We start from the raw sequence: 24488 nt of genomic DNA on the forward strand, positions 1-24488 counted from the left end.
CGGCGTGGCGTCAGGGCACGTCGACGCGGGCTGATTGCGGCGTCGCCCATTCCATCCGCGGTGTGACGGCAAACAGGTTGGCCGCCAGCGTCCAGCCGGCTCCCCCATGAGTCACCGCAACCACGGTGACGGTATTCACGTCGATCTGTGCCGTCATGGTGCCCCCGTTGCCGGACAGCTGCGTGACGTAGGCGGGACGCGTCCAGTCCTGGTTGTCGGCAACGCTGGCGGCAATGGCAAAGCGTTGCCGGACCACCTCGTTCGGGTCATGGCTGTTGTTGTAGAACGTGGTGAACCGGGCGTCTGCCGTGGCCGGCGTCTGCAAGGTGCCGTTGGCCAGAATCTGTACATTGTGCTGAACATATATGTGGGTGTCGGTCACGATCACATAAGCCGAGCAGCTGTTCAGACCGGGAACGAACAACCGGTTGCCTGGCAGGCGTGGTGCGCGAACCTGATTGCTGACGACATTGTTGGCCTGGACCGGGTCCGCTGCCGTGCGGATCCAGGGGGAAAGATCGGCATACTGCGTACCGGTATCGACACAGAAAAAAACCGCCATGCTCAAACTCCGTCATTGAAGTGCTGATGTCATAGCATTCAATGGGCCGATTTTCAATGCATACGGCATTAAATGACTGCAATAAGACCCAATATCTAACTTTAGCTACCCGCAAAGAATGGCGTTATTTGCGTCAATTTACAGAAATTTGACGTTTTTCCATGCTGCTTCATGAATTCCCACCAGCGGCGCCCGCATTGCGATAGACAGGCCGGTCGCAAGCGGAGTATCTTGCGCCGGTCTTTTTCAGATGGAGTCCATCCGTGGACAGTTGCTCCAGTTGTCGATCGGGTATCGACCGCTAACGGCAAGGACATCGCAGGCTTTTCCTGCCGCTGCCCTTGCCGACCAGGCGGGTAGTGGCATCAGCGGGACCGTTCGGTCCGGCTCATCCCCTATTCCATACATCACCTGACTCATGACGTCGCCATCAGGCGAGGATCTGTCGCGTTCTGCTGCATGCAGAACGGCGATGGCGCCTTGTTGCCGCCTGCTGGCCGTCGGGGTCGACCCCGCGATGGCCGGGCCGCATCCGCGCGTGCCCGGCGGAGGGAAAGCATGCGTTTTGAAATCATGAAAAAGGGTCTGTTGACCTTTCTGCAAAAGGGCCTGAGTGCGCGTCAGTTTCGCCGCCAGGCCATTCTCGACCTGCTGCGCGGTGCGGCGGCAGGCAAGGAAATGCCACACCGGCTCACCGGGCGCCTGGAAGCGCTGGCGCGGCTGGTGCCCAGCGCGGTCGTCACGCGACTTGGCTCGCACGCTGACGGACTGACCGAGGCGGAAGCCGCCGGCAAGCGCGAGCTGACCGGGCTGAATGAAGTCGGGCACGAAAAGCCGATGCGCTGGTTCACGCACCTTTGGCTGTGTTACCGCAACCCGTTCAATGTGCTGCTGACACTGCTGGCCGCCATCTCGTGGCTGACTGACGACATGAAGGCCACTGTCGTCATCGGTTCCATGGTGGTGATCTCTACCCTGCTCCGTTTCGTGCAGGAAAAGCGCTCGAACTCGGCAGCGGACAAGCTGAAGGAAATGGTCAGCAACACGGCCACCGTGCTGCGCCGCGATGTGGCACAGGAAATCGCACAGGAAGCACGGCAGTACTTCGGCGTCCAGTTGCACCCGCAGGCGGCACGCCGGGTCGAGGTACCTATCCGGCTGCTGGTTCCCGGTGACATCGTCCTGCTGTCGGCGGGCGACATGATTCCGGCCGACGTGCGGTTGCTGGCAGCCAAGGACCTGTTTGTCGCCCAGGCCGCGCTGACTGGCGAATCGCTGCCGGTGGAAAAATTCTGCGCGGCCGGCCCCTGCCCGGACGGCAATCCGCTGGAACTCGGCAATCTGTGCTTCATGGGCACCAATGTGGTCAGCGGCACCGCCACGGCGATCGTCATCGCCACCGGCAGCGACACCTGCTTTGGTGCCCTGGCCGAACGGGTGACGACGCAGGACCGCACGCCGACCCAGTTCCAGGCCGGGGTGAACAAGGTCAGCTGGCTGCTGATCCGCTTCATGTTCGTCATGACGCCGCTGGTGCTGTTCATCAACGGTTTCACCAGGGGCGACTGGGTCGAGGCGGCGCTGTTCGCGCTGTCGATCGCGGTTGGCCTGACCCCGGAAATGCTGCCGATGATCGTGACCTCGACCCTGGCCAAGGGAGCGGTCATCCTCAGCCGCAAGAAGGTGATCGTGAAGCGGCTGGATGCGATCCAGAACTTCGGCGCGATGGATGTCCTGTGCACCGACAAGACCGGCACTCTGACCCGTGACCGGATTGTGCTGGAACGGCATACCGATGCCTTCGGCGCCGTCTCGGACGAAGTGCTGGACATGGCCTACCTGAACAGCTGCTACCAGACCGGGCTGAAAAACCTGCTCGACGTGGCGGTGCTGGAACATGCGGACCTGCATCAGAAACTGGATGCCGCCGGCAATTTCCGCAAGGTCGACGAGATTCCTTTCGATTTCAGCCGCCGGCGGATGTCGGTCGTCGTGAGCGAGCACGACGATCGCCACCTGCTGATCTGCAAGGGCGCGCTGGAAGAAGTGCTGTCGGTCTGCAGCCATGTACGGCACGGCGAGGCGACCGGAGTGCTGGACCAGGCGCTGCTGGCACGCATCCGTACCGTGACCGCCGGGCTGAATCAGGAAGGGCTGCGCGTGGTTGCCGTTGCGACCCGGGCGTTGCCCGCAGCCCGCGACACGTATGGGGTGGCTGATGAGTCGGGACTGACGCTGGTCGGCTATATCGCCTTCCTCGATCCGGCGAAGGAATCGACCGCGCCAGCGCTGGCGGCGCTGAAGGCCAATGGCATCGAGGTCAAGGTGCTGACCGGCGACAACGAACGGGTGACGCTGAAGGTGTGCCGCGATGTCGGGCTGGCCATCAGGGGGGTACTGGTCGGCACCGATATCGACGCGATGAGCGATGCCCGGCTGGCCGTCGCGGCGGAAAACGCGACCGTGTTCGCCAGACTGTCCCCGATGCAGAAGGAGCGGCTGGTGCGCGTGCTGCGCGGCAACGGCCATGTGGTCGGCTTCATGGGCGACGGCATCAATGACGCGCCGGCGCTGCGCGCGGCCGACATCGGCATTTCGGTCGACTCGGCGGTCGATATCGCCAGGGAAGCGGCCGACATCATCCTGCTGGAAAAGAGCCTGATGGTGCTCGACCAGGGCGTGATCGAGGGGCGCAAGACCTTCGCCAACATGCTGAAGTACATCAAGATGACCGCCAGCTCTAACTTCGGCAATGTGTTCTCGGTGCTGGTGGCCAGTGCATTCATCCCGTTCCTGCCGATGCTGCCGTTGCATCTGCTGGTGCAGAACCTGCTGTACGACGTGTCCCAGGTCGCCATCCCGTTCGACAACGTCGATGAAGACGCGCTGCGCCAGCCGCAGAAGTGGAACCCGGACGAACTGGGACGCTTCATGCTGTTCTTCGGCCCGATCAGCTCGGTATTCGACATCAGCACCTATGCGCTGATGTGGTTCGTGTTCGGCGCGAACACGGCGGCGCAGCAGACGCTGTTCCAGTCCGGCTGGTTTGTCGAAGGGCTGCTGTCGCAGACACTGATCGTGCACATGATCCGCACCCGCAAGCTGCCATTCATCCAGAGCCGTGCCGCCTGGCCGCTGCTGGCGATGACGGCGGTGATCATCAGCATCGGCATTTTCCTGCCGATGGGGCCGCTGGCCGGCTACTTCAAGCTGCAGGCGCTGCCGCTGAGCTACTTCCCGTGGCTGATCGCCACCCTGCTGGCCTATATGGCGCTGACCCAGGCCATGAAGGGATTCTATGCCCGCCGCTACGGCTGGCAGTAAGCGGGTTTCGCTGCAATGAAAAATGGCGCGAGTGTTGCACTCGCGCCATTTTCTGCAGGCCCGTGCCTATGCCACGGCCAGCGTCTTCACGCAGGTGAAGCGGCTGATCAGCAGCTTGTCGGCGTGCGGCTTCAGCGTGCGCACCACCAGGCAGGTGAACAGTGGTTCGCACAGCACCAGCGGCAGGTAGGACACGGCGAACAGCGCCCAGTTGTACAGCGGGGTCGGTTCTTCGCCGAAGGCCAGCCAGAAGCCGACCATGGCGACCACGCCGCTGTAGTACAACGCGTCGAACTTGACCACTTCAGCCCAGCGGATGCGGCGGCGTTCGTCCTCGGCGAAGAAGTGGCGGCCCAGCAGACCGTGTGCAGCCACCAGCGGCAGCATCAGCGACAGCGAGTTGACGCCGAGATGGACCAGATCCTGCGGCTCGAACAGCAGTCCCTGCAGCAGCAGGCCAATGGCGAAGCCGAACAGGGTGGGGATAAAGCCAAAGATGAAGTACACCGCCGATGCGCCGACGAAATGGAGTTCCGACGCGCCGACCGGCAGGTGGAAGATTTCCATGAAGACCGAGAAGAACACGGCAGCCAGCAGCGTTTTGACCAGATTGTCGGGCCGGGTGAACAGTCTGGGTGAAAAGGCGGCCAGCGCGCCGACGGCGGCGACGTTGGCGTACAGCACTTTGGCGGCATTGAGAATGCCGGGTTCGATATGCATCGTTCTCCCTCCGAGGAGATGCGGGTGAGGAATACGCCGGGGATCGGCATGTCTCGTGGCAGGTCTCCTGGCTCGCGGGTCGACATCCCGGTGCGCCTTCCCGGCCTTTCAGGCCAGTGACTTCATGCACGAGACTCACCGCTCACAGTTGCGGGGGCAGCGCGGTATCCGCCCGAAGGCTTGCCGACTTCCCTGTTTCCTCCGCCCACTTCGGCGGAACCACTAAGCGCGCATAGCTTAAGGGGTTTCCAGAACAGATGCATCTTTCTGCTGATGACGGGAACGGACAGGCTCACAGGCCGGGCTGCGCTGCTGCAGATCGGTGCAGGCACGGATCTCCGCCTCGATATGTATCAGCTCCTGGTCGAGCCTTTCGAGTCTCGCGATCTCCTGCCGCAGGCTGGCGCGTTTCTGCGCCAGCAGCGCCGCCAGCCGGTCCCAGTCCGGCTCGCCATCCCCGTTCAGTACCGGCGCCAGTTCGGCCAGCCGCAAGCCGAGGGCCAGCGCCTGGCGGATCATCTGCACCAGCGCCACGCTCTCGTCACGATAGACGCGGTAACTGCCCTGGCGCTGCACCTGCCCCAGCAGGCCCAGCGATTCGTACAGCCGGATGGCGCGCGCCGAGGCACCGCTCCGTTTCGCCAGTTCCCCGATATACATGGTTCCTCCCGCGCATGACCGCTGACTGGATAACGCGTTCAGAGTCGTCTGGCAAGCAGGCGGGCCCGTTCCAGCCAGGCCTCAAGGCGGGCGGGCGTAGCGCCGAGGACCGGCCCCAGCCGCTCTACCCGCACTGGCCGGATGCCGCAGAAGCGCAGCGTGGTGTCCTTCATCTGCCGGATCGCCGGGTCGCGGTAGACCCAGCGGAAATACCACGGCGGCGTATCCATCGTCGCCAGCAGCAGTGCCGAACGGCCGCTCAGCAGCCGGGCGGGAAACGCCTTGCCGGGCCGGTAGCGAAAGGCAAAACCGGGCAGGAACACCCGGTCCAGAAACCCCTTCAGCAGCGCCGGCACCCCGCCCCACCAGACCGGAAAGACAAAGGTCAGGTGCTCGGCCCAGTGGATCGCCTCGGTCGCCGCCTGCAACCCGGGTTCCAGCGGCTGGACCCGGCGGTAGCCATCATGCAGAACCGGATCGAACACCAGTTGGCCCAGCCGCAGCACCCTGACCTCGTGCCCGGCCTGCCGTGCAGCCTCGGCATGGGCATCGGCCAGCGCAGCGTTGAAGCTGTCACTGGCCGGATGGCCGAGAATCACCAGAACGCGTTTGCCGCTCATGCCGCCCCACTCTTGTCTGTCCGAAAGCATGCAGTGTGAACCCTGCCCCGTGGGACAGGGTCAAGGGCTTTCCATTCCGGGCCTGGCCATGACTGCTAGAATTGATAATTGTCGTTCATTTATCAAAAAATTTTTGACATGTATGCGATCAACGACCTGCGGCTGTTCATCCGCACCGCCGAGCTGGAAAACCTGTCCGCGGCGGCGCGCGAGCTGGGCTGCACCGCCGCCGCTGCCAGCGCGGCCGTACTGCGGCTGGAGAAACGGCTTGGCGTACGGCTGTTCGCCCGCTCGACCCGGCGCATGCGCTTGACCGAGGAAGGTCGGATCTTTCTGCCATCGGCCCGGGCCGCACTGGCGGCACTGGCCGATGGCGAGGCAGCGCTGGCGGCGCAACGCCAGCAGCTTGCCGGGCCGATCCGGCTGGCGCTGCCGTCCGATCTCGGCCGCCACCTGCTGCGACCGTGGCTGGACCCGTTTCTGGAGCAACATCCGGGCATTACCCTGACACTGAGCGTCGGCGATGCGCTGACCGATCTGGTGCGCAGCAATATCGACCTGGCGCTGCGTTACGGCCAGCTCGATGATTCGCCGCTGGTCCGGCGTCAGCTGGCGCTGACCCGCCGGGTCGCGGTCGCCGCACCGGCCTATCTCGATCGTCATGGCACGCCGCAGACCCCGGACGATCTGCACCGCCATGCGCTGCTGCCGCTGTTGCACGATGGCCAGCTGCGTGGCCCGTGGCGTTTCTGTGCCGGGGACGAGGTCCGCGAAATTCACGCCGAAGGCCGGCGCAGCAGCGACGACGGTGCGCTGATCCGCGACTGGGCGCTGGCCGGGCACGGCATCGCGTTCAAGAGCTGGCACGACGTGGCCGCGGATGTGACCGCCGGGCGCCTGCGCCTGCTGCTGCCGGACTGGAGCCGGGAAACCGTGCCGTTGCAGCTGGTGTTCCTGCAGAACCGCTATCCGGTCCATCGCCAGCGCCAGTTGATCGAGTACCTGCAGGCGCGCTTCACCGCCTTCGATGCCGACTGGCCGTTTCCGGCCGGCTGAACGGCATTGCCACGCTTGCGGGCGCGGGCAGGAGGATGAGAAGCTGCCCGGCATGGTTGACCAGACAGGAGGCTGTCATGCCCGAAACGCGATACATGCTGCTGACCGGCGCCAGCCGCGGCATTGGCCATGCGACCGTCAAGCTGTTCCAGGCGCATGGCTGGCATATCCTGACCGTGTCGCGCCAGCCGTTTTCCGAAGCCTGCCGCTGGCCCAGTGCCCGGGCTTCGCATGTGCAGGCCGATCTGGCTGATCTGGACGGCATCGATGCACTGGTGGCCGAGGTCCGCTCGCGATTGCCGAATGGCCAGCTGCATGCCCTGGTCAACAATGCCGGCATTTCGCCCAAGGGCGACAACGGCGCCCGCCTCGGCGTGCTGGCATCGGATGCGCAGACCTGGACCCGGGTGCTGAACGTGAACCTGCTGTCCACCGCCCTGCTCGGCCGCGCGCTGTTCCCGGAGCTGGTGGCCGGCCAGGGCGCCATCGTCAATGTCACCTCGATTGCCGGTTCGCGCGTCCACCCGTTTGCCGGCGTCGCCTACGCCGCTTCCAAGGCCGCGCTGGCGGCACTGACCCGCGAGATGGCGCACGAGTTCGGCCCGCATGGCGTGCGCGTCAATGCCATCGCCCCCGGCGAGATCGAAACTTCGATCCTGTCACCCGGCACCAGTGACATCATCGAGCACGACGTGCCGATGCGACGCCTCGGCGACCCGGCCGAAGTCGCTTCCACCATTCATTTCCTGTGCACGTCGGCGTCGTCATATATCAATGGTGCCGAGATTCATATCAATGGGGGGCAGCACGTGTAAGGACAAGCCGTGAGAACTGGGGCCGATCACAGGAATTTACTTCCAGCTTGCTGCGATGACTGGGGCAAGGGCGCGGCTGTAGTTTTCCGGCAGTGTCATCTGGCCGGCGGCTGGCGGAGAAAACGAGGCCATCGCCTGAACAAGGTTATTAACTTGTGCATCGAGTAGTATCTGACCGTCTGCCGTTGCAATCTGCTCGACCATGCACCTCAAAAGATTTAACACCGAATTGAAGCTCTACACCGATCGTCACTGCACGGGGACAATCGATTGGCTGGGCGTCGGTGATTCACTTAACGCCTTCATCGCCTTCTCTCCTTCGCGTTTGAAGAAGGCTTCTGCGCGCGCCCTGGATTCGCGCAGCGCCTGTCTCACGCGAACTCTCCAGGTTTGGGGTAACGTGACCAGCTTGTACGTTTGGGCTTTTTCCTCATATCCAGTGTTATTTGAGCTTAACCACCATGCATCTGCCGGTTCACCGCATCCCCCTCCCACAGTTACCAGCGACACACCGGAGAATGGTTCCCGGTCGTAACTGGCTATCCCCCAGTAGCTTCCGCCACGATCTTTATCACTATTCCAGTATCCCCCCTGCCACATGAGTTCCTTGCCCGTCTTTGGGTCGGTAAAGGGGGATCGCGGCAGAGGCACTCCGCCCCACAAGCTGGTGCGAGGACGCATTTCTTGGTTCGCCAATGAACCGATAAACCAGGACGACTTCGCAATGTCAAAGAGAGTATCTACAGGGTTCATTCGATCGTCCCACGGCAGCGGATTGCGTGTCTGATCGAAATACATGTCCATTTCGCACCGCACTTCATCCGTGCGGCATGCCTTGGGGTTTCCACCCCAGCCGCAGGTCTTGTACGGACGGGGGACCTCGCGAAAAGCCACGGCATCGACGCCCTTGAGCTCTGCCGAAATCCACTCATCAGGCATCTGGAAGCGCCTGGCAAATTCGGCGTTATAGACATACACGTGCGGGTCTGCGTCATGTACCCCTTTGCGGTTGGCAATACGGGAGGCATAACTGGTTTTCTCCGTCGGTGGATCACTCTTTAGATACTCCAACGGGGGCAGTGGGGCTTGTGCAATCGCCATCATGGGCAGCAACACGACGCCCAATATCATGTTGCGTGAGAAAATAGGGTCGTAAATGTTCATGCCGATCTCCGCCACGTTTTATCGTTTACGGTAAACATGTCACTCCCAAAACAATATTGGCCATCCCCGGGATAAAGCCAGACAAGTTCATACAGTGCGGGCAGAGGTGAGGCAGCAAGAACATCAAGCATCTTGATGCTTACCATCATCGGCGGTGCGCAAAGCGATTTCCATCAGACAAATCCGATTTTTCAAACTTCGACCGGATATCCACCAGAAAGCGGTGGGCACGAGGCAGGACAAGGGCTGGGCTCAAGGGGAGGACTGGGCAGTGGCAAAATCCGCATTCCGGGCAGCCGGTCTGCATGGCCGGCTGGCAGTCAGGGCGAGATCGTCGCCGGGCGGGCAGAAAAAACGGCCGGGGGCTGACCGGCCGTTCCTGCTTGCATAACCCTGGAGTGAATCGTCAGCTGGGGGCGACGAACATCTGTAGCGTAAACAGCCTGCCGTTCCCGCGCAATGCGGCTGATGGTCGCAGGGACACACGTGCAGAGAGTTGACGCATTTAAACATGTATTTTATATTCATCTTTAATTGCCACCCTCACCTGCTCCCCGGACGTGGAGCCATCATGCTGTTCTGGAAATACAAACACGCGCTGGCCGAAAGCGCACAGCACAATGCCGCCCTGCAACAGCAACTGGCCCGGGAGCAGGCACGGACCGCCGAACTGGATGCCGAGCGCAGCCGGCTGAGCGACGAAGCCGGTGCCTTGCGCCGACGTCAGGCGACGCTGGATGGCGTGTTCGCCAACTTCGGCCGCTTTGGCGAATCGCTCGGTGGCGTGCGCCAGTCGTTTCTCGGTCTGGCCGGCACCCTGAACGGGGAACGGCAGGCAGCCCGCGAAGCCGCCAGCCAGTCGGACAGCAACCGCCAGGCATTCGAGCGCATCGCCGGCAATCTGCGCGCCATGTTCGAGCGCATGCACGAGGCGTCACGTACCGTCGACGGCCTGCACCAGCGTGCGACCGAGATCGACGGCATCGTCCGCCTGATCAAGGAGGTCGCCGACCAGACCAATCTGCTGGCACTGAATGCGGCGATCGAGGCGGCGCGTGCCGGCGAGGCCGGACGCGGTTTTGCCGTGGTGGCCGACGAGGTGCGCAAGCTGGCCGAACGTACCGGCAAGGCCACGGCCGAGATCGCGACCCTGGTTGGCACCATCCAGCAGGAGACCAGTGCCGCCCGCTCGGTGATGGAGCTGGGGGCCGACGATGCCGGCCGCTATTCGACCGACAGCGAAGCGGCCATGCACAGCATGCAGCAACTGATGACGCTGTCGCGCGGCATGGAGCGGGCGGTATCGTCGTCGGCAACGCTGTCCAATGTCGAGCTGGCGAACATTGAAGAGCTGACGCTGAAGCTCGAGGTCTACAAGGTGCTGCTCGGCCTGTCCGATCTGCGTCCGGACGCGCTGCCGGACGAAACTGAATGCCGCCTCGGCCAGTGGTACTACGATGGCGAAGGCCACGAGCGCTTTGCCGGCCTGCCCGGCTACGCCGAGCTGGAAACGCCGCACCGCGCCGTTCACCAGCATGCGCGGCGGGCGATCGAGTGCCACTACGCTGGCGAATGGGATCAGGCGCTGGTCGAATTGCAGGCCATGGAGCAGGCCAACCTGCGGGTCATGGACGGTATCGGCCGCATGCTGGACAAGGTGGCGGTGCACTGAGCCAGCGTCGGCGGGCATCCGGGGGAGCCCGCCGGCAAACAGACCGTTACTGGCCGGTCGTCTGGCGATAGGACCACTGCGTTTTCTGGGTCTGATTCTGGAACTGCATGGCCTTGCCCATCAGATCTTCAATCAGGTCGGCCCAGCGGGTGAAAAAGCCACCGAAGGTGGCGGTTTTGTCGGCACCATCAAAGCTCCAGGTAAAACCGCCGACCGTCACGAACTCGCTTTTCTGCTCGGTTCCCGTCCGGTACATCAGATAGACACGAAAATCGAGGTGGTCGTCAGCGGCAATGTCCGGCCTGTCCTGCAGGAAGACCTGTTTTCCGGCACCGCTGCCGGTTGCCACGATGGTGCCGTTCCTCAGGTTCCCGGCAATGGTCGCGCCACTGAACGGACTGCCGGCGGCAGGCCCGCCGCTTATATATCGGGTCCCGCTGTCCACGCAGTCGGCCGTGTAGTCCAGAATGGTCTTGATCGAGGCCGGATCAAAACTGTCCATGAAATAGATGCAGCTCTGCTTTGCTTCGGCACGGAACAGGTTGTCGACAAACCACCCGTTGGCAGGATTCAGCGTTGCCAGCTTGATCGCATCCTCTCCTGTCGTCGAAGGATTCCAGCCAAGCTCATCGGCCGGGTTGCTGACAATGCCCCCGTCTTTTTTCGACAAGCGGCAGATCTGGCACAGCGCATAGTCGATGGCCTGACCGGGAATGCTTTTCGCGCTGGGTGTCAATGCGAAAGCCCCTCTCGGCGAGTTCTGCCACTGAGACGATGCCATCGTGATCACTTCCATGCCATTTCCTTTTCTGTTTCACCATCGGGCATGATGAACAATAGAAATCAATGAAATGGTATGCAATTGGTATTTGCAGGCGGGCGATATCATGACCGGTATCGCCCGCCTGCCGTCAGGCCGCTACGCCCAGAATCACGCTGGTTGCCTTGAACAGCGCACTGGCCGGCACGCCGACTGCCAGCCCGAGCGCCTGACTGCTCTCGTTGGTGATGATGGCGGCCACCGCGCCGCCGCCCGGCAGGTCGAGCACCACTTCGGTATTGACCGCACCGGTCTGCAGTCGCGAGACCGTACCGTGCAGGTGATTGCGGGCCGAGAAGCGGGCGCCCTGCTGGTCGGTCACGATAATGATCGACGATGCCTTGACCAGCGCGAACGCCTCGCCGCCAACGACCAGACCAAGCTGTTCCGTGCTGTCACACGTTACGGTCGCGACAATTTTCTGGCCACCGGCGACCACGAGTTCGATCTCGTCGTTCACCATGCCGGTCTTGATCTGCGACACCTTGCCGACAAACTGGTTGCGCGCACTGGTCTGCATGCTGGGCTCCTGAATTGAGTGATGATCGGGGGTGCGCCGAGTGTAGGCGAAAACCCGGTCGATCACACTCCATCTGCGGCAGGCCAGGGCTCGATCCCGACGCCAATATCAGCCGGTGGCGCGTAATGCAGGCTGCTGGTGACCAGCGCATCGACACCGCAACCCGCATAGTCTGCCGCATTGCCGGCATGGATGCCGCCGGCGGCGATCAGTGCCAGTTCGCCGTCATGGGCGCGCAGCGCGTTGCAGGCGGCACGCAGCGCGTCCGGCGCCAGCTTGTCGAACTGGATGACGCTGGCGCCGGCCGCCAGGGCCTGCCATGCGTCGTCGAGATCATGCGCCTCGATCACCACTTTTTTCTCGCTCAGCGCCCCGCAGACTCGCGCCAGCCGTTCGCGCAGCACGTCCCAGTCATCGAGCAGCGCCCGGTGCTGCGGGAAAACCAGCAGCGTTTCTCCCAGCCCCAGCCGGTGCGGAAACGCCCCGCCGGCAAGCGTGGCCTTCAGCGCCAGCTTGCGCATCCCGGGCGGATGCTTGCGCGTGGTCAGTACCGCCACGTCCGGGTTCACCGCCCGGACCGCATCGACCATGGCCGCTGTTGCAGTGGCCACGCCGCACGCATATTCGAGCAGGTTCTGTGCCACTTTCCACGCCCGCAGCAGAGCATCGGCGCGGCCGGTCGCACTCAGCAGAACCTGGCCGGCCGCCACCCGGCTGCCGCTGGGAACAAAACGCTCGACCCGCCCGCCGCAGCGCTCGACCAGCCGGACCGCCTCCTCGGTGCAGGCTGCCACGGTGGACTGACGCGAGCGAAGCCGCATGCGCGCCGGCCGGGTGCCGATACCGAGCAACTGCGTGGTCAGGTCCAGCAGCGGGGCGTCTTCTCCGATCCAGCTGTCGATCTGCGCCTCGTCGAAAAACACCGCATTGGCGAACTCGCCGCCGGCATGCTCCTGGGGGTGCGGCGCTGCTGCGGCCAGCAGCAAGGACTTCCAGTCCGGCACCCGGGTCAGGTCGGCGGAGAAGGACGGAAAATGGCGCTGGAACAGGGCCGGGACCGATTCGTGCCCGCTCAGGCCAAGGTCGCGCCACAGCTCGCGATGGCCAAGTGCAGCGGCGGCAATGGCCCGGGCCAGCCAGTCGGCGTATTCGGGGTTGAGGCTGTCGGCGCGATGGGCAGACAGCGCGGCCACCAGCTGCCGGTAGCGCTCCGGCACGATCTTGCCAATATCCGCATAGTCGTTGTCGTCCATCCGCTCCAGTGGGCCGATTTCCGGGAAGCAGCGCTCGATCAGCGACAGCAGCGAGGGTTGCGGCAGACCGAGGGTCCAGGCGAACAGCGGCAGTTCGCCGTCCTGTACGTGACGCAGCACGCTGGCCAGGATATGGACAATGTCTGCCGGCACGTCGCCGGCAGCAGTGCTGCCATACGGGGCGGCAGGATGGGTCTGACGATGGTGGCTGACCCAGCTTGAGAGGGGATGTGCCATGTCAGGCTCCCTGGCGCGGACGGCGAACGTCCCAGGAGATCAGCGCCCAGCGGATCGGCTCGATCGCCGCCGTGCCTTCCCGCTGGTACCAGTCCTGCAGCCGTGCGCGTTCGTTGTCGTCCAGCTCGCCGAGCGACCAGGCGACCCTGTCGGCAAAGCTGTCGAAATCCACGGCATCGGCCAGCCGGCTCGGGGTCTCGATATAGTCGATCCGCGGATGAATGCCCATCCGGTGCAGGATATTGACGATATAGATGTAGTCCGGCAGGCAGGGCTGGGTCCGCCCCAGCACCTGCAGCACGGCCGGATCGATAAAGCTGCCGCCGACGATATGGGTCAGGTACACGCGCAGTCGTGCGCTGGCGTCGAGCTTTTTCAGCGCAGCAGCCATGTCGGCGACCAGGGTGGAACGGGAGGCAACCGCGATGTCGCACTGCGGCAGGTCGGACCAGTCATCCTCCCAGGCCCGGTGGATCGCCTCGACATTGTCCAGCCCCAGCTCTGCGGCATTGGCGACCAGCATGTCGAGCATGGCGCGGCTGTAATCGAGCCCGTAGACCCGTTCCAGCCGGTCGGCCAGCGCCAGACCGATGGTGCCCGGTCCGCAACCGATGTCGAGCAGGGTGCGGGCGCCATCCAGGTTCATGCCGGCGATAAAGGCGTCGACATACGGGCCGCGCATGACTTTGCGCTTCATGTCGGCTGCGCGGGCATCCCAGTCGCTGGCGGGCTTGGGCGCGCGCGCGGCAGCGATCAGGTGATCCTGGTACAGGCGGCCGAAATCAATGGCGGCAATGGTCATGGCAATACATTCCTTTCCGGGGACAACAACGGGGACAGGCTCGCGGAGACGGCGCTTTCGCTGACACCGTACAGGGATGCGAGCCGCGCCGGGGTGATCATGGCGGCCGGCGGGCCGTCTGCGATCACCTGACCGGCATTGAACAGGGCAATGCGATCGGCGACCCGCAGGGCATGCTCGGGCTGATGGGTCGACATCAGCACGGCCATGCCCTGCCCGCGCAGCCGGCCGATATGGTCGAGTACGCGGATCTGGTTGCCGAAATCGAGGCTGGCGGTCGGTTCGTCCATGACCAGCAGTGCCGGCTGCTGGGCCAGCGCGCGGGCGATCAGCACCAGTTGGCGCTCGCCGCCACTGATCGCGGTATAGACACGGTCGTGCAGCGGCAGAATGCCCAGCATGTCCAGACAGTCTGCCGCGATGTCGCGATCCTGCCGCGACGGGGCCGAGAAACGGCCGATTCGGGCCAGGCGCCCCATCAGCACGACCTCCGCGACCGTAAATGGAAACACGCCGGCATGCGCCTGCGGCACATAGCCGACCTGGCGCGCGAAGGCGGCCCGCGACCAGCCGGCCACGGCTTCGCCGCAGACCCGGACCTCGCCGGCCAGTAGCGGCAGCAGGCCAAGCAGGGTTCTGAAAAAAGTAGTCTTGCCACTGCCATTCGGGCCGAGCAGGCACAGCACCTCGCCAGCGGCCAGCGAGAAGGCAATGTCGCGCCCCAGCGGCTGTCGGCCATGGCCGATGGCCAGCGCGCGGGTTTCGATCACCGGCGGCGTCATGCCGGCCTCCCGCCCCGGGCCAGCAGGAACAGGAAGAACGGCGCGCCAACCAGTGCGGTCAGTACGCCGAGCGGCAGTTCGATCGGCGCCACGGTACGCGCCAGGGTATCGGTCAACAGCAGGAAAATGGCGCCGAGCAGCAGCGACGCTGGCAGCAGGCGCGAGAAATCCGGGCCGACCAGCAGCCGGGCGATATGCGGAATGACCAGCCCGATCCAGCCGATAATGCCGGTCAGCGACACCGCGGCGGCGGTGGTCAGTGTGGCTGCCGCCACCAGAATCAGCCGCAATCGGGTCACATTGGCGCCCAGCGCCGAGGCTTCTTCGTCGGAGAAGCCGAGCAGATTGATGCGCCAGCGCAGCAGCGCCATCGGCAGCAGGCCGGCGATGATCAGCGGCGCGGTCAGCAGCAGATCGCCCGCCGTCACTGCATTGAGCCCGCCAAGCAGCCAGAAGGTCATTGACGCCAGCTGGGTATACGGATCGGCCAGCAGTTTCAGCAGCGAAATCCCGGCGCCGAGCAGCGCACCGACCGCAACACCGGCCAGTACCAGCACCAGCACCGGGTCATGGCGGCGCACCAGCCCGGCAATCAGATAGACCGCGCCAACGGCAAGCAGACCGCCGGCAAACGCCAGCCCCTGCACGGCCGACAGCGGCAGGCCGAGAAAAATCCCGAATGCCGCGCCAAGACCGGCGCCGGACGACACACCGAGAATATCCGGCGAGACCAGCGGGTTGCGGAACATGCCCTGGTACGCCGCGCCGGCTGCCGACAGGGCCGCCCCCACCAGCAGGCCGGCAGCGATGCGCGGCAGGCGAATCTGCCAGATCACCGTTTCCACGGCGACCGGCAGGCCGGATGGCGGGCCGCCGAGGCGGGCCACTACCCCGCGCAGCAGTTCGCCCGGAGCGACCGGGAACTTGCCGATGGCGAAGGCTGCAACCAGTGTGGCCAGCAGTGCCGCCAGCGCCACGGTCCAGCCAGTCAGAGGATGGCGCCGGCTCATCCCTCCTCTCCCAGCAGCCGGTCGCGCTGGGTGGCAGTCAGCTCGATGCCGTAGAACAGGCGGTAGAACGCCGACACCGTTGCCGGCAGCGCACGCACCCGGGCCGGCTCGCGATGCAGCCGCGCCAGCAGCCACGGCAGTCCGATCAGGCGATTGACGCCGGGCGGGCCGTCGAGCCAGCCAAACGGCAGCGTCGGCGCGCAGTGCACGCGGCCGTTGCGCACGGCGGACAGCGCACGCCATGCCGGGTCGCGGCGGGCCCGGGCGGCGAAGGCAGGATCCTGAGTCAGGATGACGTCAGGATTCCACGCCAGCACCTGCTCCAGCGACACCCGTGCCAGCCCGCCCTGCCCGGCTGCCGCCGCCACATTGCGCCCGCCGGCGGCAGCGATGATTTCCATGTTCAGCGAGCCGTCCAGCCCGGTTTCCAGCCCGTCGGCGCCCCTGCCGAGATAGACGCCCGGCCGGGCGCTGGCCGGCAGCGCCGCCCTGACTCGCGCGGCCTGCGCCAGCAGCTGCTCCGCATGCGTGGCCAGGGTCTCGCCACGCGTTGCGCGGCCGAGCAGCCGGCCGATCTCGCGCAGTTGCGCCGGCAGTTGCGCAAGGAGGCCTCCGGTCAGCACATACGGCAGGCCGGTCTGCTGCGCGACCTTGCGCGCGGTCGACACATAGGTGGCGCCCAGACTGCCGGCGTCGAGAATCAGGTCCGGCTGCAGCTGCAACAGGGTTTCGACCGGCATGGTCGTGCCGCGCCCGGCCAGTCGGCCGACAAAGGGCAGCGACCTCGCCACCGGCGGCAGCCAGCCCCGCGCTTCGGTGCTGAGCGGCATCGGCCAGCCCAGCAGGGTATCCGGCGCGAGCACACACGCCAGCACCCCGGCCGGCGCACCGGCGGCGAATACGCGCTTTATCCGGGGCGGCGGACGGCCAAAGACCGTAGCCGTAGCCGGCGCCGACCCGGCTTGAGTCAGGGTCAGCCACGGCGCCAGCGCCAGCCCGAGCAGCAGTTCGCGTCGCTTCACCGCGCGCGCTCCGCCACCCGGGTGAACCAGTCGCGCAGCGCCTCCGCCTGCGGCGGCAGCTCGTCGGCATCATCGCCGGTGAACGCCCGCCACGCGGCCAGGAATCTGGGCGCGACCACGGTCAGCACCGGCACGCCGTCGGCCATCAGCGCCAGCAGCTCGGCGGCAAAGCCACTGCCTTCGGCCTCCAGCACGCCAAAGCGGTTGACGACCACCAGTTCGGGCCGTTCGGCCAGTGCCCGGCGCAGCACGACGCTGGCTGCGGCGATGCCCGCCGGATCCAGGCAGCACGCGGTTGAACCGGGGCCGAGATCCTGCGAGATCGGATAGCTGCAGCCGCTGTCCAGGTCGAGCAGGCTCATGCGCTTGCCGGTCAGTACCGAATAGTCGGCGTCTTTCTGGACCACGCCGCGCACATGGTGCCCACGCTGCAGCAGTTCGCGGGCGAAGGTGTCGAGCAGGCGGTGCGTGCCCTGCTCGTCCTCGCCATGCACGATGGCGGCGACCCGGCGCACGGCGGGTTCAGAAGCGATAGGTGGCATTGGCATACCAGGTCCTTCCGGGCATTGGATAACCATCGGCCAGTTCATACCATTTGTCGCCGATATTGTTCATGCCGAGTTGCAGGCTCATGTCCTTGCGTGGCGTCCATTCGCCGTTGAGACCGAAGGTCGCATACCCGGCAAGGCTGCGGAAGGTCGAGCCATTGGCACCGGCATAGGCGACCTTGCGACCCTGCTCGGCCTCGGCAGTGGCATTGAATACCCACTCGTTGGCCGGCGCCCAGCTGACATGGGCAAACAGGCGGTGGCGCGGGGTATCGGTCGGCAGCGTGGCCGGATCGCTGAGGTTGCGCCGGGCCAGGTAGGTATAGGCCCCGCCGACCGACCAGTTGGCCGGCAGTTGCTGTTCGATCGACAGCTCGACGCCGGCGGTGCGGGCACGACCGACGTTCTGCATCTGCGGACAGGTCTTGCTGTTCTTGCCGCAGGTGCCGGTCGGCGCCGGTACGATCACGCTCTGCATCAGATCCTGGATATGGCTGTAGAACACGGCCAGCTGACCTCGTCCGCCGTCCCACGGCGTGCCCTTGACCCCGATTTCACCGTGATTGGCGGTTTCCGGCTTCAGGTCCGGGTTCGGCAGTGCCGCCCCCATCCTGGCCGAATAACGGTCCTTGATGGTCGGAAAGCGGGTCTTGTGCGATGCCAGCGCATACAGTTCGCTGCCGCTGTCGTCCAGAATATGGCTCAGTTCGATCAGGCCATTGGTGGCGCTGGTCGACCCGGTCGGCCACTGGTAGACCTCTTTCGCATCACGCCGGTCATGGCTGGCACCGAGCCGCAGGCGCCAGGCCGGGGCCAGTGTCACCGTATCCTCGATCGCCAGCGAGGTGGTCACGTCGCGATAGTTCTTGGTCGGCGACAGCGGGTTGCTGTCCTGGTGCTTGTCTTCCTTGTAGTGCGCGGCCACGCGCAGCTCGTGATCGCGCAGCAGATAGCTGGTCAGTTCGACCGAGGCGCCGCGCACCCTGTCGTCGTAATAGCTGGGGAAGTTCCTGTTTACGAGTTCGGTCGAGTACGTGCTGTCGCTGTACGCATACAGACCGTTCTTGTAGCGATCCTCGTACAGCCGGGTCTTGAGAATGTTGTCGCCCAGCCGGGTGTTGCTGATGAAGTACAGACTGTCCTTGTCCCAGTACGGCCAGCGCCAGTAGCGGATGCCGCTGTTCGAGTCGCCGGTATAGACCGGGTTGCCCTTTTCCCCGTCCTGGGTCACATAGCCGATCGCATATTCGTCGGTCGCATTCGGGGTAAAGCCGAGCTTGAATGACGCCCGGGTATCGGTACGGTACGCATTCTCGCGCTTGTCGCCGGTGTCGGTCGGCACTGCCTTGCGGTCCTTGAAGCCATGCGGCAGCGGAAACGAGTTCGCATCCAGATAGGACGCGCCAAGCTGCAGATACCAGCTTTCCTGATTGCTGCCGAGGTTGACCGCCACCTTGCTCAGGTCGCCGGAGCCGATACCGATGCGGATATCCCCTTCCAGCGGCTTGACCGGCTTGCGCGTCACCAGATTGATGGCGCCCCCCAGCGTGTTCGGTCCGTACAGCAACGAAGCATCGCTCCTGGCGACACGGATTTCGGCCAGATCGAAGGTGGTGAAACGGCCGAAGTCGACATAGCCGTCGTACGGCACGTACAGCGGAATCCCGTCGACAAACACCGGTACCTGACGCGCGTCGAAGCCGCGCACATACACCATGTCCTCATTGCGGCTGTTCTTCGACAGACTGACACCGGGCAGCATGGCCACGGCGTCGGCAACGGTATCGCGGTTCCCGCTCGCCATCTGTGCCGCGCTGACCACCGCTTCCCCGCTGGCCGACGGCGGCACCGGACTGCCGGTGACCACCACGGTACCCAGCTCGAACACCCCGTCTGCCGCCCAGACCGGTGCGGCGGCGAAGGCCGCACTGACCAGCGCCGGCAACCAGCGTCGACGCCAGTCGGGCACGGACGGACTGAGGGTGATCGGGCCCGGCACACGGCGGGGGAACGGAGGTGACGCTGGCGTAATCATTTCGCTCCTGTCTCGCTATATAAAACAATATATAGCGATAGGTAAAAAAATCAGAAACCCGGGCCAGCCCTGACTGGCCTGGCCCATGCGGACGCGAAATATACCCGAATATATTACGCAACCCAATCGGGATGGCCGGAGCCATGATGCATGTCAAGACGGCGGGAGGGGGAAAGCCCGCGGGGTGCGGCCGTGCGTCGTCGTCGCTTCATGGACCGCCCGCCACCGCCGGCCCGGCCCCGGCATTTGTCAACGGCGCGCGCGCGCTTTACCCTGCCTGTGACAAGAAACATCACCACCCAAGGCAAGAATCCAGAATGAGCCCCACCGACATCGAACCCCCGTCTTCCGTCCCGCCCGTTTCACAGCGCATCCGCGCCCGGCTCGAGGCCGCCGGCGTCCGTTTCCACGCCAACGACAATATTGCCGACCATATCGAGCCCGGCGAGCTGGACGCGCTGCAGGCCGAAGTCGCGCAGCAGATGCAGCGCGTGCTGGAAAGCCTGGTGATCGACACCCGCAACGACCACAACACCCGCGACACGGCACGGCGGGTGTCGAAAATGTTCATTCGCGAAGTGTTCCGTGGCCGCTATGTGCCGATCCCGTCCAGCACCGAATTCCCGAATGTCGAGCGGCTGAACGAGCTGATGATCATCGGCCCGATCACCGTGCGCAGTGCCTGCTCGCACCATTTGTGCCCGATCATGGGCCGCGCCTGGGTCGGTGTGCTGCCGAGTGAGCACTCGAACCTGATCGGCCTGTCCAAGTATGTGCGGCTGATCGACTGGATCATGACCCGTCCGCAGATTCAGGAAGAGGCCGTGACCCAGATCGCCGACCTGCTGATGGACAAGCTGCAGCCGGACGGACTGGCCGTGGTGCTGGAGGCCGACCACTTCTGCATGCACTGGCGCGGGGTCAAGGATGACCACGCCAAGATGACCAACAGCGTGATGCGCGGCGCTTTCCTGCGCGATGCCAATCTGCGCCGGGAATTCCTGGCGTTGATGAACAAGGGCGACTGAGCGGAGGACGCGTGCCTGTTTCACTGGACGACGAACGCCTGCGCCGCGACTACGCGACGCGACAGGCCGAAACCGGCGCACCGGTCACCGTGCTGCAGATCGGCGCGGAACAGACGCGGATCGCCAGCGGCCACGGGCCGGTGCCGGACGCGGTGCTGGCGCTGGATATCGGTACGCGGCGCACCGCCGCCGCGCACTTCCGCCATGAGCCGCCGACGGCAGACGAGCTGGAAAACGCCATCATGACGGTGGAGGATGCGCTGGCACCGGCACGTGCGCGGATCGTGGCCGGTTCCGCACTGTTCTGCAGCGATGCGATGGTGCGCGAGCTGGCACAACTGGCCGGCCTGCCCGACCGGCCGGCGGTGTCCCTGTCCCGCGAGGCGATCGAGCGCCTGTTCGACCGGCTGGGTCGGGTGGCGCTCGGACGGCCTGCCGCGCTGGAAGGGCTGCCGGCGCGCAACGATCTGGCCACCACGCTGCTGATCCTGCGCGAGTTCAGCCACCACATGGACTTTGCCGCCGTGAGGATCTAGGCGCGCGGCGCCGGTTCCGTTTCCGGCAGGTTCAGCATGCCGGTGTGGAAGTCGTACTCGTAGGTTTCGCCGTAGCGCCCCCATTCGATGGCGACCTTCAGCACGCGTTCGGCCTCGTCCTCCTTCAGGAACTCTTCCAGCCGCTCCAGGAACGGCTTTTCCGGCAGCGCGCCTGACGGTTCCGCTTCCAGGCTGCGACGGATATGCGCCGCCAGCGGCACATGGGTCAGCAGTTGCTGGCCGAAAATTTCCTGCTTCTGCACCTGGGCCACGGCGGCATAGCGCCGGCCCAGCGCGGTCAGCGTGATGTCGCCGCGCTCGACCTGGGCAAAGCCCAGCAGGCCCAGTGCCTCGCAGGCCGGGAACAGCGCCTCGTCCGGCAGTTCGGCCTCCTCGGCCAGTTGCGGCAGGTCGGCACGGCCATTGAATGGTGCGCCGGCCACCAGTTCCAGCACGCTTTCGATGCGGCCGATATCGGTTTCCGGCAGCCGGTAGCCCAGATGCAGCGTCGGCGACGCCCCCACGGCCGGCCCCTGGGCCGGGCGCATGGTCATCAGCGCATAGACTTCGTCGATCAGCGCCCGGACTTCCTGCGAGTCGGCATTGCGCGGGCGTGGCAGGTCGACGTGAATCTCGCTGCGCACCCGTCCCGGATCGCTGGACAGGATCAGGATGCGGTCGGCCATCATCACCGCCTCCTCGATATTGTGCGACACGATCAGGATGCCCTTGGTCGGAATGCGGCTCTCGTCCCACAGTTCGAGCATATCGTCGCGCAGCGTCTCGCCGGTCAGCACGTCGAGTGCCGAAAACGCTTCATCCATCAGCAGGATGTCGGGGTTGGTGACCAGCGCGCGGGCAATGCCGACCCGCTGCCGCATGCCGCCGGACAGTTCGCGCGGCAGGGCACCGCCGAAGCCGGACAGTCCGATCAGTTCCAGCACCGCGTCGGCGCGCTGCTCGCGTTCGGCCGGCGGCACGCCCTGCGCCTCCAGCCCGAGCTCGACGTTCTGCTGCACGGTCAGCCACGGGAACAGCGCGAACGACTGGAACACCATGGCGATGCCGGCCGCCGGCCCGTAGACCGGCTGGCCGCGATATTCGACCCGCCCCTGGTCGGCCGGCACCAGCCCGGCCATGATGCGCAGCAGCGTCGACTTGCCGGACCCCGACTTGCCGAGCAGCGCGATGATCTCGCCTTCCCGCAGCGTGAAATCGACGTTTTCCAGCACACTGCGCGGCTTGCCGTCGGACGACAGGAAGGATTTGGCTACCTTGCCCAGTTCAATCAATACATTCTGGTTCATCACGATCTCTCAACGGCTGCGGTCTTCGGCCAGCAGGTACAGCTTGCGCCAGAAGAAACGGTTCAACAGCATCACGAACAGGCACATCACGCCGATGCCGAGCGCAATGCGGTGGAAGTCGCCGGCGTCGGTCATCTGCTTGATGTAGCTCCCGAGCCCGTCGGCCACCAGCGTGGTCTTGCCCCAGGTCACGTACTCGGCAACGATGCTGGCGTTCCACGAACCGCCGCTGGCAGTGATCGCGCCGGTCACATAGCTGGGGAATACCGCCGGCAGATAGACACGCTTCCATTTCAGCCAGCCTTTCAGTCCCAGGTTGTCCGCTGCCAGCCGCAGCTCGTTCGGGATCGCCGATGCACCGGCGACCACATTGAACAGGATGTACCACTGGGTGCCGAACACCATCAGCGGGCTCAGCCAGATATTGGGATTCAGGCGCCACGCCACCAGCAGGAACACCACCAGCGGGAACATCAGGTTGACCGGGAAGGCGGCCAGGAACTGCGCCACCGCCTGCACCCGCTGCGACAGGCGCGGACGCAGACCGATCCAGACCGCAACCGGCACCCAGACCAGCGACGCCATCCCGATCAGCAGCATGACCCGCGCCAGCGTGACCATGCCCAGCCCGACCACGTGCAGCGCTTCGCGCCAGCCAACATCGCTGTGCACGAACAGCACCAGCTGGGCGACCGCGCCGACGCCGGCCAGCACCAGCAGCAGGTCCCAGGCACGCGACCACAGCGGGCTGGCGGACCGGGGTGACGACTGCGGCGACAGGCCGTCATGGCGGGCCGGGAACCAGCCGAGTGCACGCCGCATCAGGGCCCAGAAGCGGTCGGTCAGTGCATGGAGCCAGCGGCTGCGACGGCCCCAGTCCAGCAGCCACGAGCGTTGCGCGGTATCGCCCTGCGACTCCTCGAAACGGAATTTGTCGGCCCAGGCCAGCAGCGGACGGAAGAACAGCTGGTCGTAGAGCAGGATGCCGGTCAGCATCGCCCCGATCGCCCAGGCGATGGCGCCGAGATCGCGCGCCTCGATCGCCACCGCGATATACGAACCGATGCCGGGCAGCTTGATGTCCTGGCCGGCCACCGAGATCGCCTCCGCCGCCACCAGGAAGAACCAGCCGCCGGACATCGACATCATCATGTTCCACAGCAGGCCCGGCATGGCGAACGGCAGCTCCAGCCGCCAGAAGCGCTGCCAGCCGGACAGGCGGAACACCCGGGCCGCCTCGTTCAGTTCCGGCGGCACGGTGCGGATCGACTGATACAGGCTGAATGCCATATTCCACGCCTGCGACGTGAAAATGGCAAAGATCGCCGCGCACTCGACCCCGAGCAGGTTGCCGGGGAACAGGGCAATGAACGGCGCGATGGCGATGGCCTGAAAACCGAGAATCGGAACCGATTGCAGGATGTCCAGCATCGGGATCATTGCCTTCTCGGCCTTGCGGTATTTGGCTGCGATCGCGGCGAACATGAAGCTGAACAGCAGCGAGAAGGCCAGCGCGGTGAACATGCGCAGCATGGTGCGCAGCAGGTAGTACGGCAGGTAGACCGGATCGAGCGAAACCGGCAGTGCCTCGCCGACCACGAACGGCCGGCTCATCTGCATGGCGCCATAGGCGGCAACGACCAGCAAGGCCAGCACCAGCGGCAGCAGCACCCAGTCCCAGCGATTGGGCGCCGCACCGGGCCAGGCGCGATAGGCGCGGCGTTGATCGAACAGCGGCAACATGATCAGGCCTCTTGTTGTTCTTGTGATGGATGTCGGAACGACCGTTGCGCAGTCTATACGGGATGGATGTCGCCCCGGTGACAGCGCAAGCGGTGCAGGCCCGGTCCGGGCCGACGCCTTGATACCACAGCAGACTTTGCGAAAACATAGCGAGCCTGGTGCATGTCGCCATCCGGGATGGCATTGATCCTTTCCGCGAATGCGGCCGGCAGACCCGGCTCCCTGCCATCGGGAACGTCAACAACGGACCGG

The 24488-nt window shown here is 64.9% G+C and carries 24 protein-coding genes and 1 riboswitch; of the genes, 7 read left to right on the forward strand and 17 right to left on the reverse strand.

Features of this window, described 5'->3' with window-relative positions:
* Window positions 1–10: 10 nt before the first annotated feature.
* Entirely contained in the window at window positions 11–562 is a 552-nt protein-coding gene (locus tag ACYVG8_RS06850; RefSeq protein WP_460745260.1) for a hypothetical protein, read from the reverse strand.
* A 558-nt stretch (window positions 563–1120) separates the two neighbouring features.
* Here ACYVG8_RS06850 and mgtA point away from each other — a divergent pair.
* Window positions 1121–3886, forward strand: a complete 2766-nt coding sequence (gene mgtA / locus ACYVG8_RS06855; RefSeq protein WP_460745261.1) for a magnesium-translocating P-type ATPase — start codon at window positions 1121–1123, stop codon at window positions 3884–3886.
* Window positions 3887–3952: 66 nt separating this feature from the next.
* On the opposite strand, the gene ACYVG8_RS06860 is transcribed toward mgtA, so the two are convergent.
* From ACYVG8_RS06860 to ACYVG8_RS06870, 3 genes are all read right to left on the reverse strand, one after another.
* Window positions 3953–4606 carry an energy-coupling factor ABC transporter permease gene (locus tag ACYVG8_RS06860; protein ID WP_028499727.1) on the reverse strand — a complete coding sequence of 218 codons (654 nt, stop codon included), beginning with the start codon at window positions 4604–4606 and terminating at the stop codon, window positions 3953–3955.
* 40 nt (window positions 4607–4646) lie between these two features.
* Window positions 4647–4845, reverse strand: a riboswitch (cobalamin riboswitch).
* Window positions 4844–5266 (reverse strand): MerR family transcriptional regulator, encoded by a 423-nt coding sequence (locus tag ACYVG8_RS06865; RefSeq protein WP_051528937.1) that lies wholly within the window; start codon window positions 5264–5266, stop codon window positions 4844–4846. (Overlaps the previous riboswitch by 2 nt.)
* Window positions 5267–5304: 38 nt before the next feature.
* Window positions 5305–5886: an NAD(P)H-dependent oxidoreductase gene (locus ACYVG8_RS06870; RefSeq protein ID WP_028499726.1), complete on the reverse strand. Its 582-nt coding sequence runs from the start codon at window positions 5884–5886 to the stop codon at window positions 5305–5307.
* A 138-nt stretch (window positions 5887–6024) separates the two neighbouring features.
* Between ACYVG8_RS06870 and ACYVG8_RS06875 the strand changes: the two genes are divergently transcribed.
* Both ACYVG8_RS06875 and ACYVG8_RS06880 read left to right on the forward strand, forming a co-directional pair.
* Window positions 6025–6942 carry a LysR family transcriptional regulator gene (locus tag ACYVG8_RS06875; RefSeq protein ID WP_028499725.1) on the forward strand — a complete coding sequence of 306 codons (918 nt, stop codon included), beginning with the start codon at window positions 6025–6027 and terminating at the stop codon, window positions 6940–6942.
* Window positions 6943–7019: 77 nt separating this feature from the next.
* Window positions 7020–7757: an SDR family NAD(P)-dependent oxidoreductase gene (locus ACYVG8_RS06880; RefSeq protein ID WP_036386288.1), complete on the forward strand. Its 738-nt coding sequence runs from the start codon at window positions 7020–7022 to the stop codon at window positions 7755–7757.
* Window positions 7758–7793: 36 nt separating this feature from the next.
* Here the strand turns inward: ACYVG8_RS06880 and ACYVG8_RS06885 are convergent, their stop codons facing one another.
* Both ACYVG8_RS06885 and ACYVG8_RS06890 read right to left on the reverse strand, forming a co-directional pair.
* Complete coding sequence (locus ACYVG8_RS06885) at window positions 7794–7961, reverse strand: hypothetical protein (RefSeq protein WP_460745262.1); 168 nt, start codon at window positions 7959–7961, stop codon at window positions 7794–7796.
* A 45-nt stretch (window positions 7962–8006) separates the two neighbouring features.
* Window positions 8007–8921 carry a hypothetical protein gene (locus tag ACYVG8_RS06890; protein WP_460745263.1) on the reverse strand — a complete coding sequence of 305 codons (915 nt, stop codon included), beginning with the start codon at window positions 8919–8921 and terminating at the stop codon, window positions 8007–8009.
* Between the two features lie 135 nt (window positions 8922–9056).
* Between ACYVG8_RS06890 and ACYVG8_RS06895 the strand changes: the two genes are divergently transcribed.
* Complete coding sequence (locus tag ACYVG8_RS06895) at window positions 9057–9290, forward strand: hypothetical protein (RefSeq protein ID WP_146745070.1); 234 nt, start codon at window positions 9057–9059, stop codon at window positions 9288–9290.
* Between the two features lie 202 nt (window positions 9291–9492).
* On the forward strand, window positions 9493–10593 hold the full coding sequence (locus ACYVG8_RS06900; RefSeq protein WP_028499722.1) for a methyl-accepting chemotaxis protein: 1101 nt from the start codon (window positions 9493–9495) through the stop codon (window positions 10591–10593).
* A gap of 46 nt (window positions 10594–10639) precedes the next feature.
* On the opposite strand, the gene ACYVG8_RS06905 is transcribed toward ACYVG8_RS06900, so the two are convergent.
* The 9 genes from ACYVG8_RS06905 to ACYVG8_RS06945 all read right to left on the reverse strand — a co-directional run bounded on the left by ACYVG8_RS06905 (window position 10640) and on the right by ACYVG8_RS06945 (window position 19556).
* The gene (locus tag ACYVG8_RS06905) at window positions 10640–11389 is read right to left on the reverse strand and encodes a hypothetical protein (protein WP_460745264.1); all 750 of its coding nucleotides are present in this window, start codon (window positions 11387–11389) and stop codon (window positions 10640–10642) included.
* Between the two features lie 115 nt (window positions 11390–11504).
* Window positions 11505–11933: a TOBE domain-containing protein gene (locus ACYVG8_RS06910; protein WP_084300151.1), complete on the reverse strand. Its 429-nt coding sequence runs from the start codon at window positions 11931–11933 to the stop codon at window positions 11505–11507.
* A 62-nt stretch (window positions 11934–11995) separates the two neighbouring features.
* The gene (gene modD, locus ACYVG8_RS06915; protein WP_460745265.1) at window positions 11996–13423 is read right to left on the reverse strand and encodes a ModD protein; all 1428 of its coding nucleotides are present in this window, start codon (window positions 13421–13423) and stop codon (window positions 11996–11998) included.
* 1 nt (window position 13424) lies between these two features.
* On the reverse strand, window positions 13425–14225 hold the full coding sequence (locus ACYVG8_RS06920; RefSeq protein ID WP_460745266.1) for a class I SAM-dependent methyltransferase: 801 nt from the start codon (window positions 14223–14225) through the stop codon (window positions 13425–13427).
* On the reverse strand, window positions 14222–15007 hold the full coding sequence (locus ACYVG8_RS06925) for an ABC transporter ATP-binding protein (protein ID WP_460745267.1): 786 nt from the start codon (window positions 15005–15007) through the stop codon (window positions 14222–14224). Before ACYVG8_RS06925 ends, ACYVG8_RS06920 begins: the two co-directional genes overlap by 4 nt.
* Window positions 15004–16017, reverse strand: coding sequence for a FecCD family ABC transporter permease (locus tag ACYVG8_RS06930; RefSeq protein ID WP_036386282.1), 1014 nt, complete (start codon window positions 16015–16017; stop codon window positions 15004–15006). The genes ACYVG8_RS06925 and ACYVG8_RS06930 overlap by 4 nt, the downstream gene beginning before the upstream one ends.
* A complete protein-coding gene (locus ACYVG8_RS06935) occupies window positions 16014–17039 on the reverse strand; it encodes an ABC transporter substrate-binding protein (RefSeq protein WP_460745268.1) in 1026 nt (341 codons plus the stop codon). The genes ACYVG8_RS06930 and ACYVG8_RS06935 overlap by 4 nt, the downstream gene beginning before the upstream one ends.
* A complete protein-coding gene (locus ACYVG8_RS06940; RefSeq protein WP_169735654.1) occupies window positions 17036–17587 on the reverse strand; it encodes a DUF2478 domain-containing protein in 552 nt (183 codons plus the stop codon). The genes ACYVG8_RS06935 and ACYVG8_RS06940 overlap by 4 nt, the downstream gene beginning before the upstream one ends.
* On the reverse strand, window positions 17562–19556 hold the full coding sequence (locus tag ACYVG8_RS06945) for a TonB-dependent receptor plug domain-containing protein (protein ID WP_199489823.1): 1995 nt from the start codon (window positions 19554–19556) through the stop codon (window positions 17562–17564). Before ACYVG8_RS06945 ends, ACYVG8_RS06940 begins: the two co-directional genes overlap by 26 nt.
* Before the next feature lie 383 nt (window positions 19557–19939).
* On the opposite strand from ACYVG8_RS06945, the gene folE reads away from it, so the two are divergent.
* Together folE and ACYVG8_RS06955 are read left to right on the forward strand one after the other, a co-directional pair.
* Window positions 19940–20650: a GTP cyclohydrolase I gene (folE, locus tag ACYVG8_RS06950; protein ID WP_051528936.1), complete on the forward strand. Its 711-nt coding sequence runs from the start codon at window positions 19940–19942 to the stop codon at window positions 20648–20650.
* An 11-nt stretch (window positions 20651–20661) separates the two neighbouring features.
* Window positions 20662–21186, forward strand: a complete 525-nt coding sequence (locus ACYVG8_RS06955; RefSeq protein WP_107889913.1) for an acetate and sugar kinases/Hsc70/actin family protein — start codon at window positions 20662–20664, stop codon at window positions 21184–21186.
* Here ACYVG8_RS06955 and ACYVG8_RS06960 read toward each other — a convergent pair.
* Together ACYVG8_RS06960 and ACYVG8_RS06965 are read right to left on the reverse strand one after the other, a co-directional pair.
* Window positions 21183–22493 carry an ABC transporter ATP-binding protein gene (locus ACYVG8_RS06960; protein WP_036386278.1) on the reverse strand — a complete coding sequence of 437 codons (1311 nt, stop codon included), beginning with the start codon at window positions 22491–22493 and terminating at the stop codon, window positions 21183–21185. The genes ACYVG8_RS06955 and ACYVG8_RS06960 overlap by 4 nt on opposite strands.
* 9 nt (window positions 22494–22502) lie before the next feature.
* A complete protein-coding gene (locus tag ACYVG8_RS06965; RefSeq protein ID WP_107889914.1) occupies window positions 22503–24236 on the reverse strand; it encodes an ABC transporter permease in 1734 nt (577 codons plus the stop codon).
* Window positions 24237–24488: the final 252 nt, after the last annotated feature.

The sequence above is a fragment of the Microvirgula curvata genome (assembly GCF_054781615.1).

Bases quoted from the DNA above. Each gene is read 5' to 3' on its own strand.
- ACYVG8_RS06850 (WP_460745260.1), bottom strand. From the start codon at position 562: ATGGCGGTTTTTTTCTGTGTCGATACCGGTACGCAGTATGCCGATCTT.
- mgtA (WP_460745261.1), top strand. From the start codon at position 1,121: ATGCGTTTTGAAATCATGAAAAAGGGTCTGTTGACCTTTCTGCAAAAG.
- ACYVG8_RS06860 (WP_028499727.1), bottom strand. From the start codon at position 4,606: ATGCATATCGAACCCGGCATTCTCAATGCCGCCAAAGTGCTGTACGCC.
- ACYVG8_RS06865 (WP_051528937.1), bottom strand. From the start codon at position 5,266: ATGTATATCGGGGAACTGGCGAAACGGAGCGGTGCCTCGGCGCGCGCC.
- ACYVG8_RS06870 (WP_028499726.1), bottom strand. From the start codon at position 5,886: ATGAGCGGCAAACGCGTTCTGGTGATTCTCGGCCATCCGGCCAGTGAC.
- ACYVG8_RS06875 (WP_028499725.1), top strand. From the start codon at position 6,025: ATGTATGCGATCAACGACCTGCGGCTGTTCATCCGCACCGCCGAGCTG.
- ACYVG8_RS06880 (WP_036386288.1), top strand. From the start codon at position 7,020: ATGCCCGAAACGCGATACATGCTGCTGACCGGCGCCAGCCGCGGCATT.
- ACYVG8_RS06885 (WP_460745262.1), bottom strand. From the start codon at position 7,961: ATGGTCGAGCAGATTGCAACGGCAGACGGTCAGATACTACTCGATGCA.
- ACYVG8_RS06890 (WP_460745263.1), bottom strand. From the start codon at position 8,921: ATGAACATTTACGACCCTATTTTCTCACGCAACATGATATTGGGCGTC.
- ACYVG8_RS06895 (WP_146745070.1), top strand. From the start codon at position 9,057: ATGCTTACCATCATCGGCGGTGCGCAAAGCGATTTCCATCAGACAAAT.
- ACYVG8_RS06900 (WP_028499722.1), top strand. From the start codon at position 9,493: ATGCTGTTCTGGAAATACAAACACGCGCTGGCCGAAAGCGCACAGCAC.
- ACYVG8_RS06905 (WP_460745264.1), bottom strand. From the start codon at position 11,389: ATGGAAGTGATCACGATGGCATCGTCTCAGTGGCAGAACTCGCCGAGA.
- ACYVG8_RS06910 (WP_084300151.1), bottom strand. From the start codon at position 11,933: ATGCAGACCAGTGCGCGCAACCAGTTTGTCGGCAAGGTGTCGCAGATC.
- modD (WP_460745265.1), bottom strand. From the start codon at position 13,423: ATGGCACATCCCCTCTCAAGCTGGGTCAGCCACCATCGTCAGACCCAT.
- ACYVG8_RS06920 (WP_460745266.1), bottom strand. From the start codon at position 14,225: ATGACCATTGCCGCCATTGATTTCGGCCGCCTGTACCAGGATCACCTG.
- ACYVG8_RS06925 (WP_460745267.1), bottom strand. From the start codon at position 15,007: ATGACGCCGCCGGTGATCGAAACCCGCGCGCTGGCCATCGGCCATGGC.
- ACYVG8_RS06930 (WP_036386282.1), bottom strand. From the start codon at position 16,017: ATGAGCCGGCGCCATCCTCTGACTGGCTGGACCGTGGCGCTGGCGGCA.
- ACYVG8_RS06940 (WP_169735654.1), bottom strand. From the start codon at position 17,587: ATGCCAATGCCACCTATCGCTTCTGAACCCGCCGTGCGCCGGGTCGCC.
- folE (WP_051528936.1), top strand. From the start codon at position 19,940: ATGAGCCCCACCGACATCGAACCCCCGTCTTCCGTCCCGCCCGTTTCA.
- ACYVG8_RS06960 (WP_036386278.1), bottom strand. From the start codon at position 22,493: ATGAACCAGAATGTATTGATTGAACTGGGCAAGGTAGCCAAATCCTTC.
- ACYVG8_RS06965 (WP_107889914.1), bottom strand. From the start codon at position 24,236: ATGTTGCCGCTGTTCGATCAACGCCGCGCCTATCGCGCCTGGCCCGGT.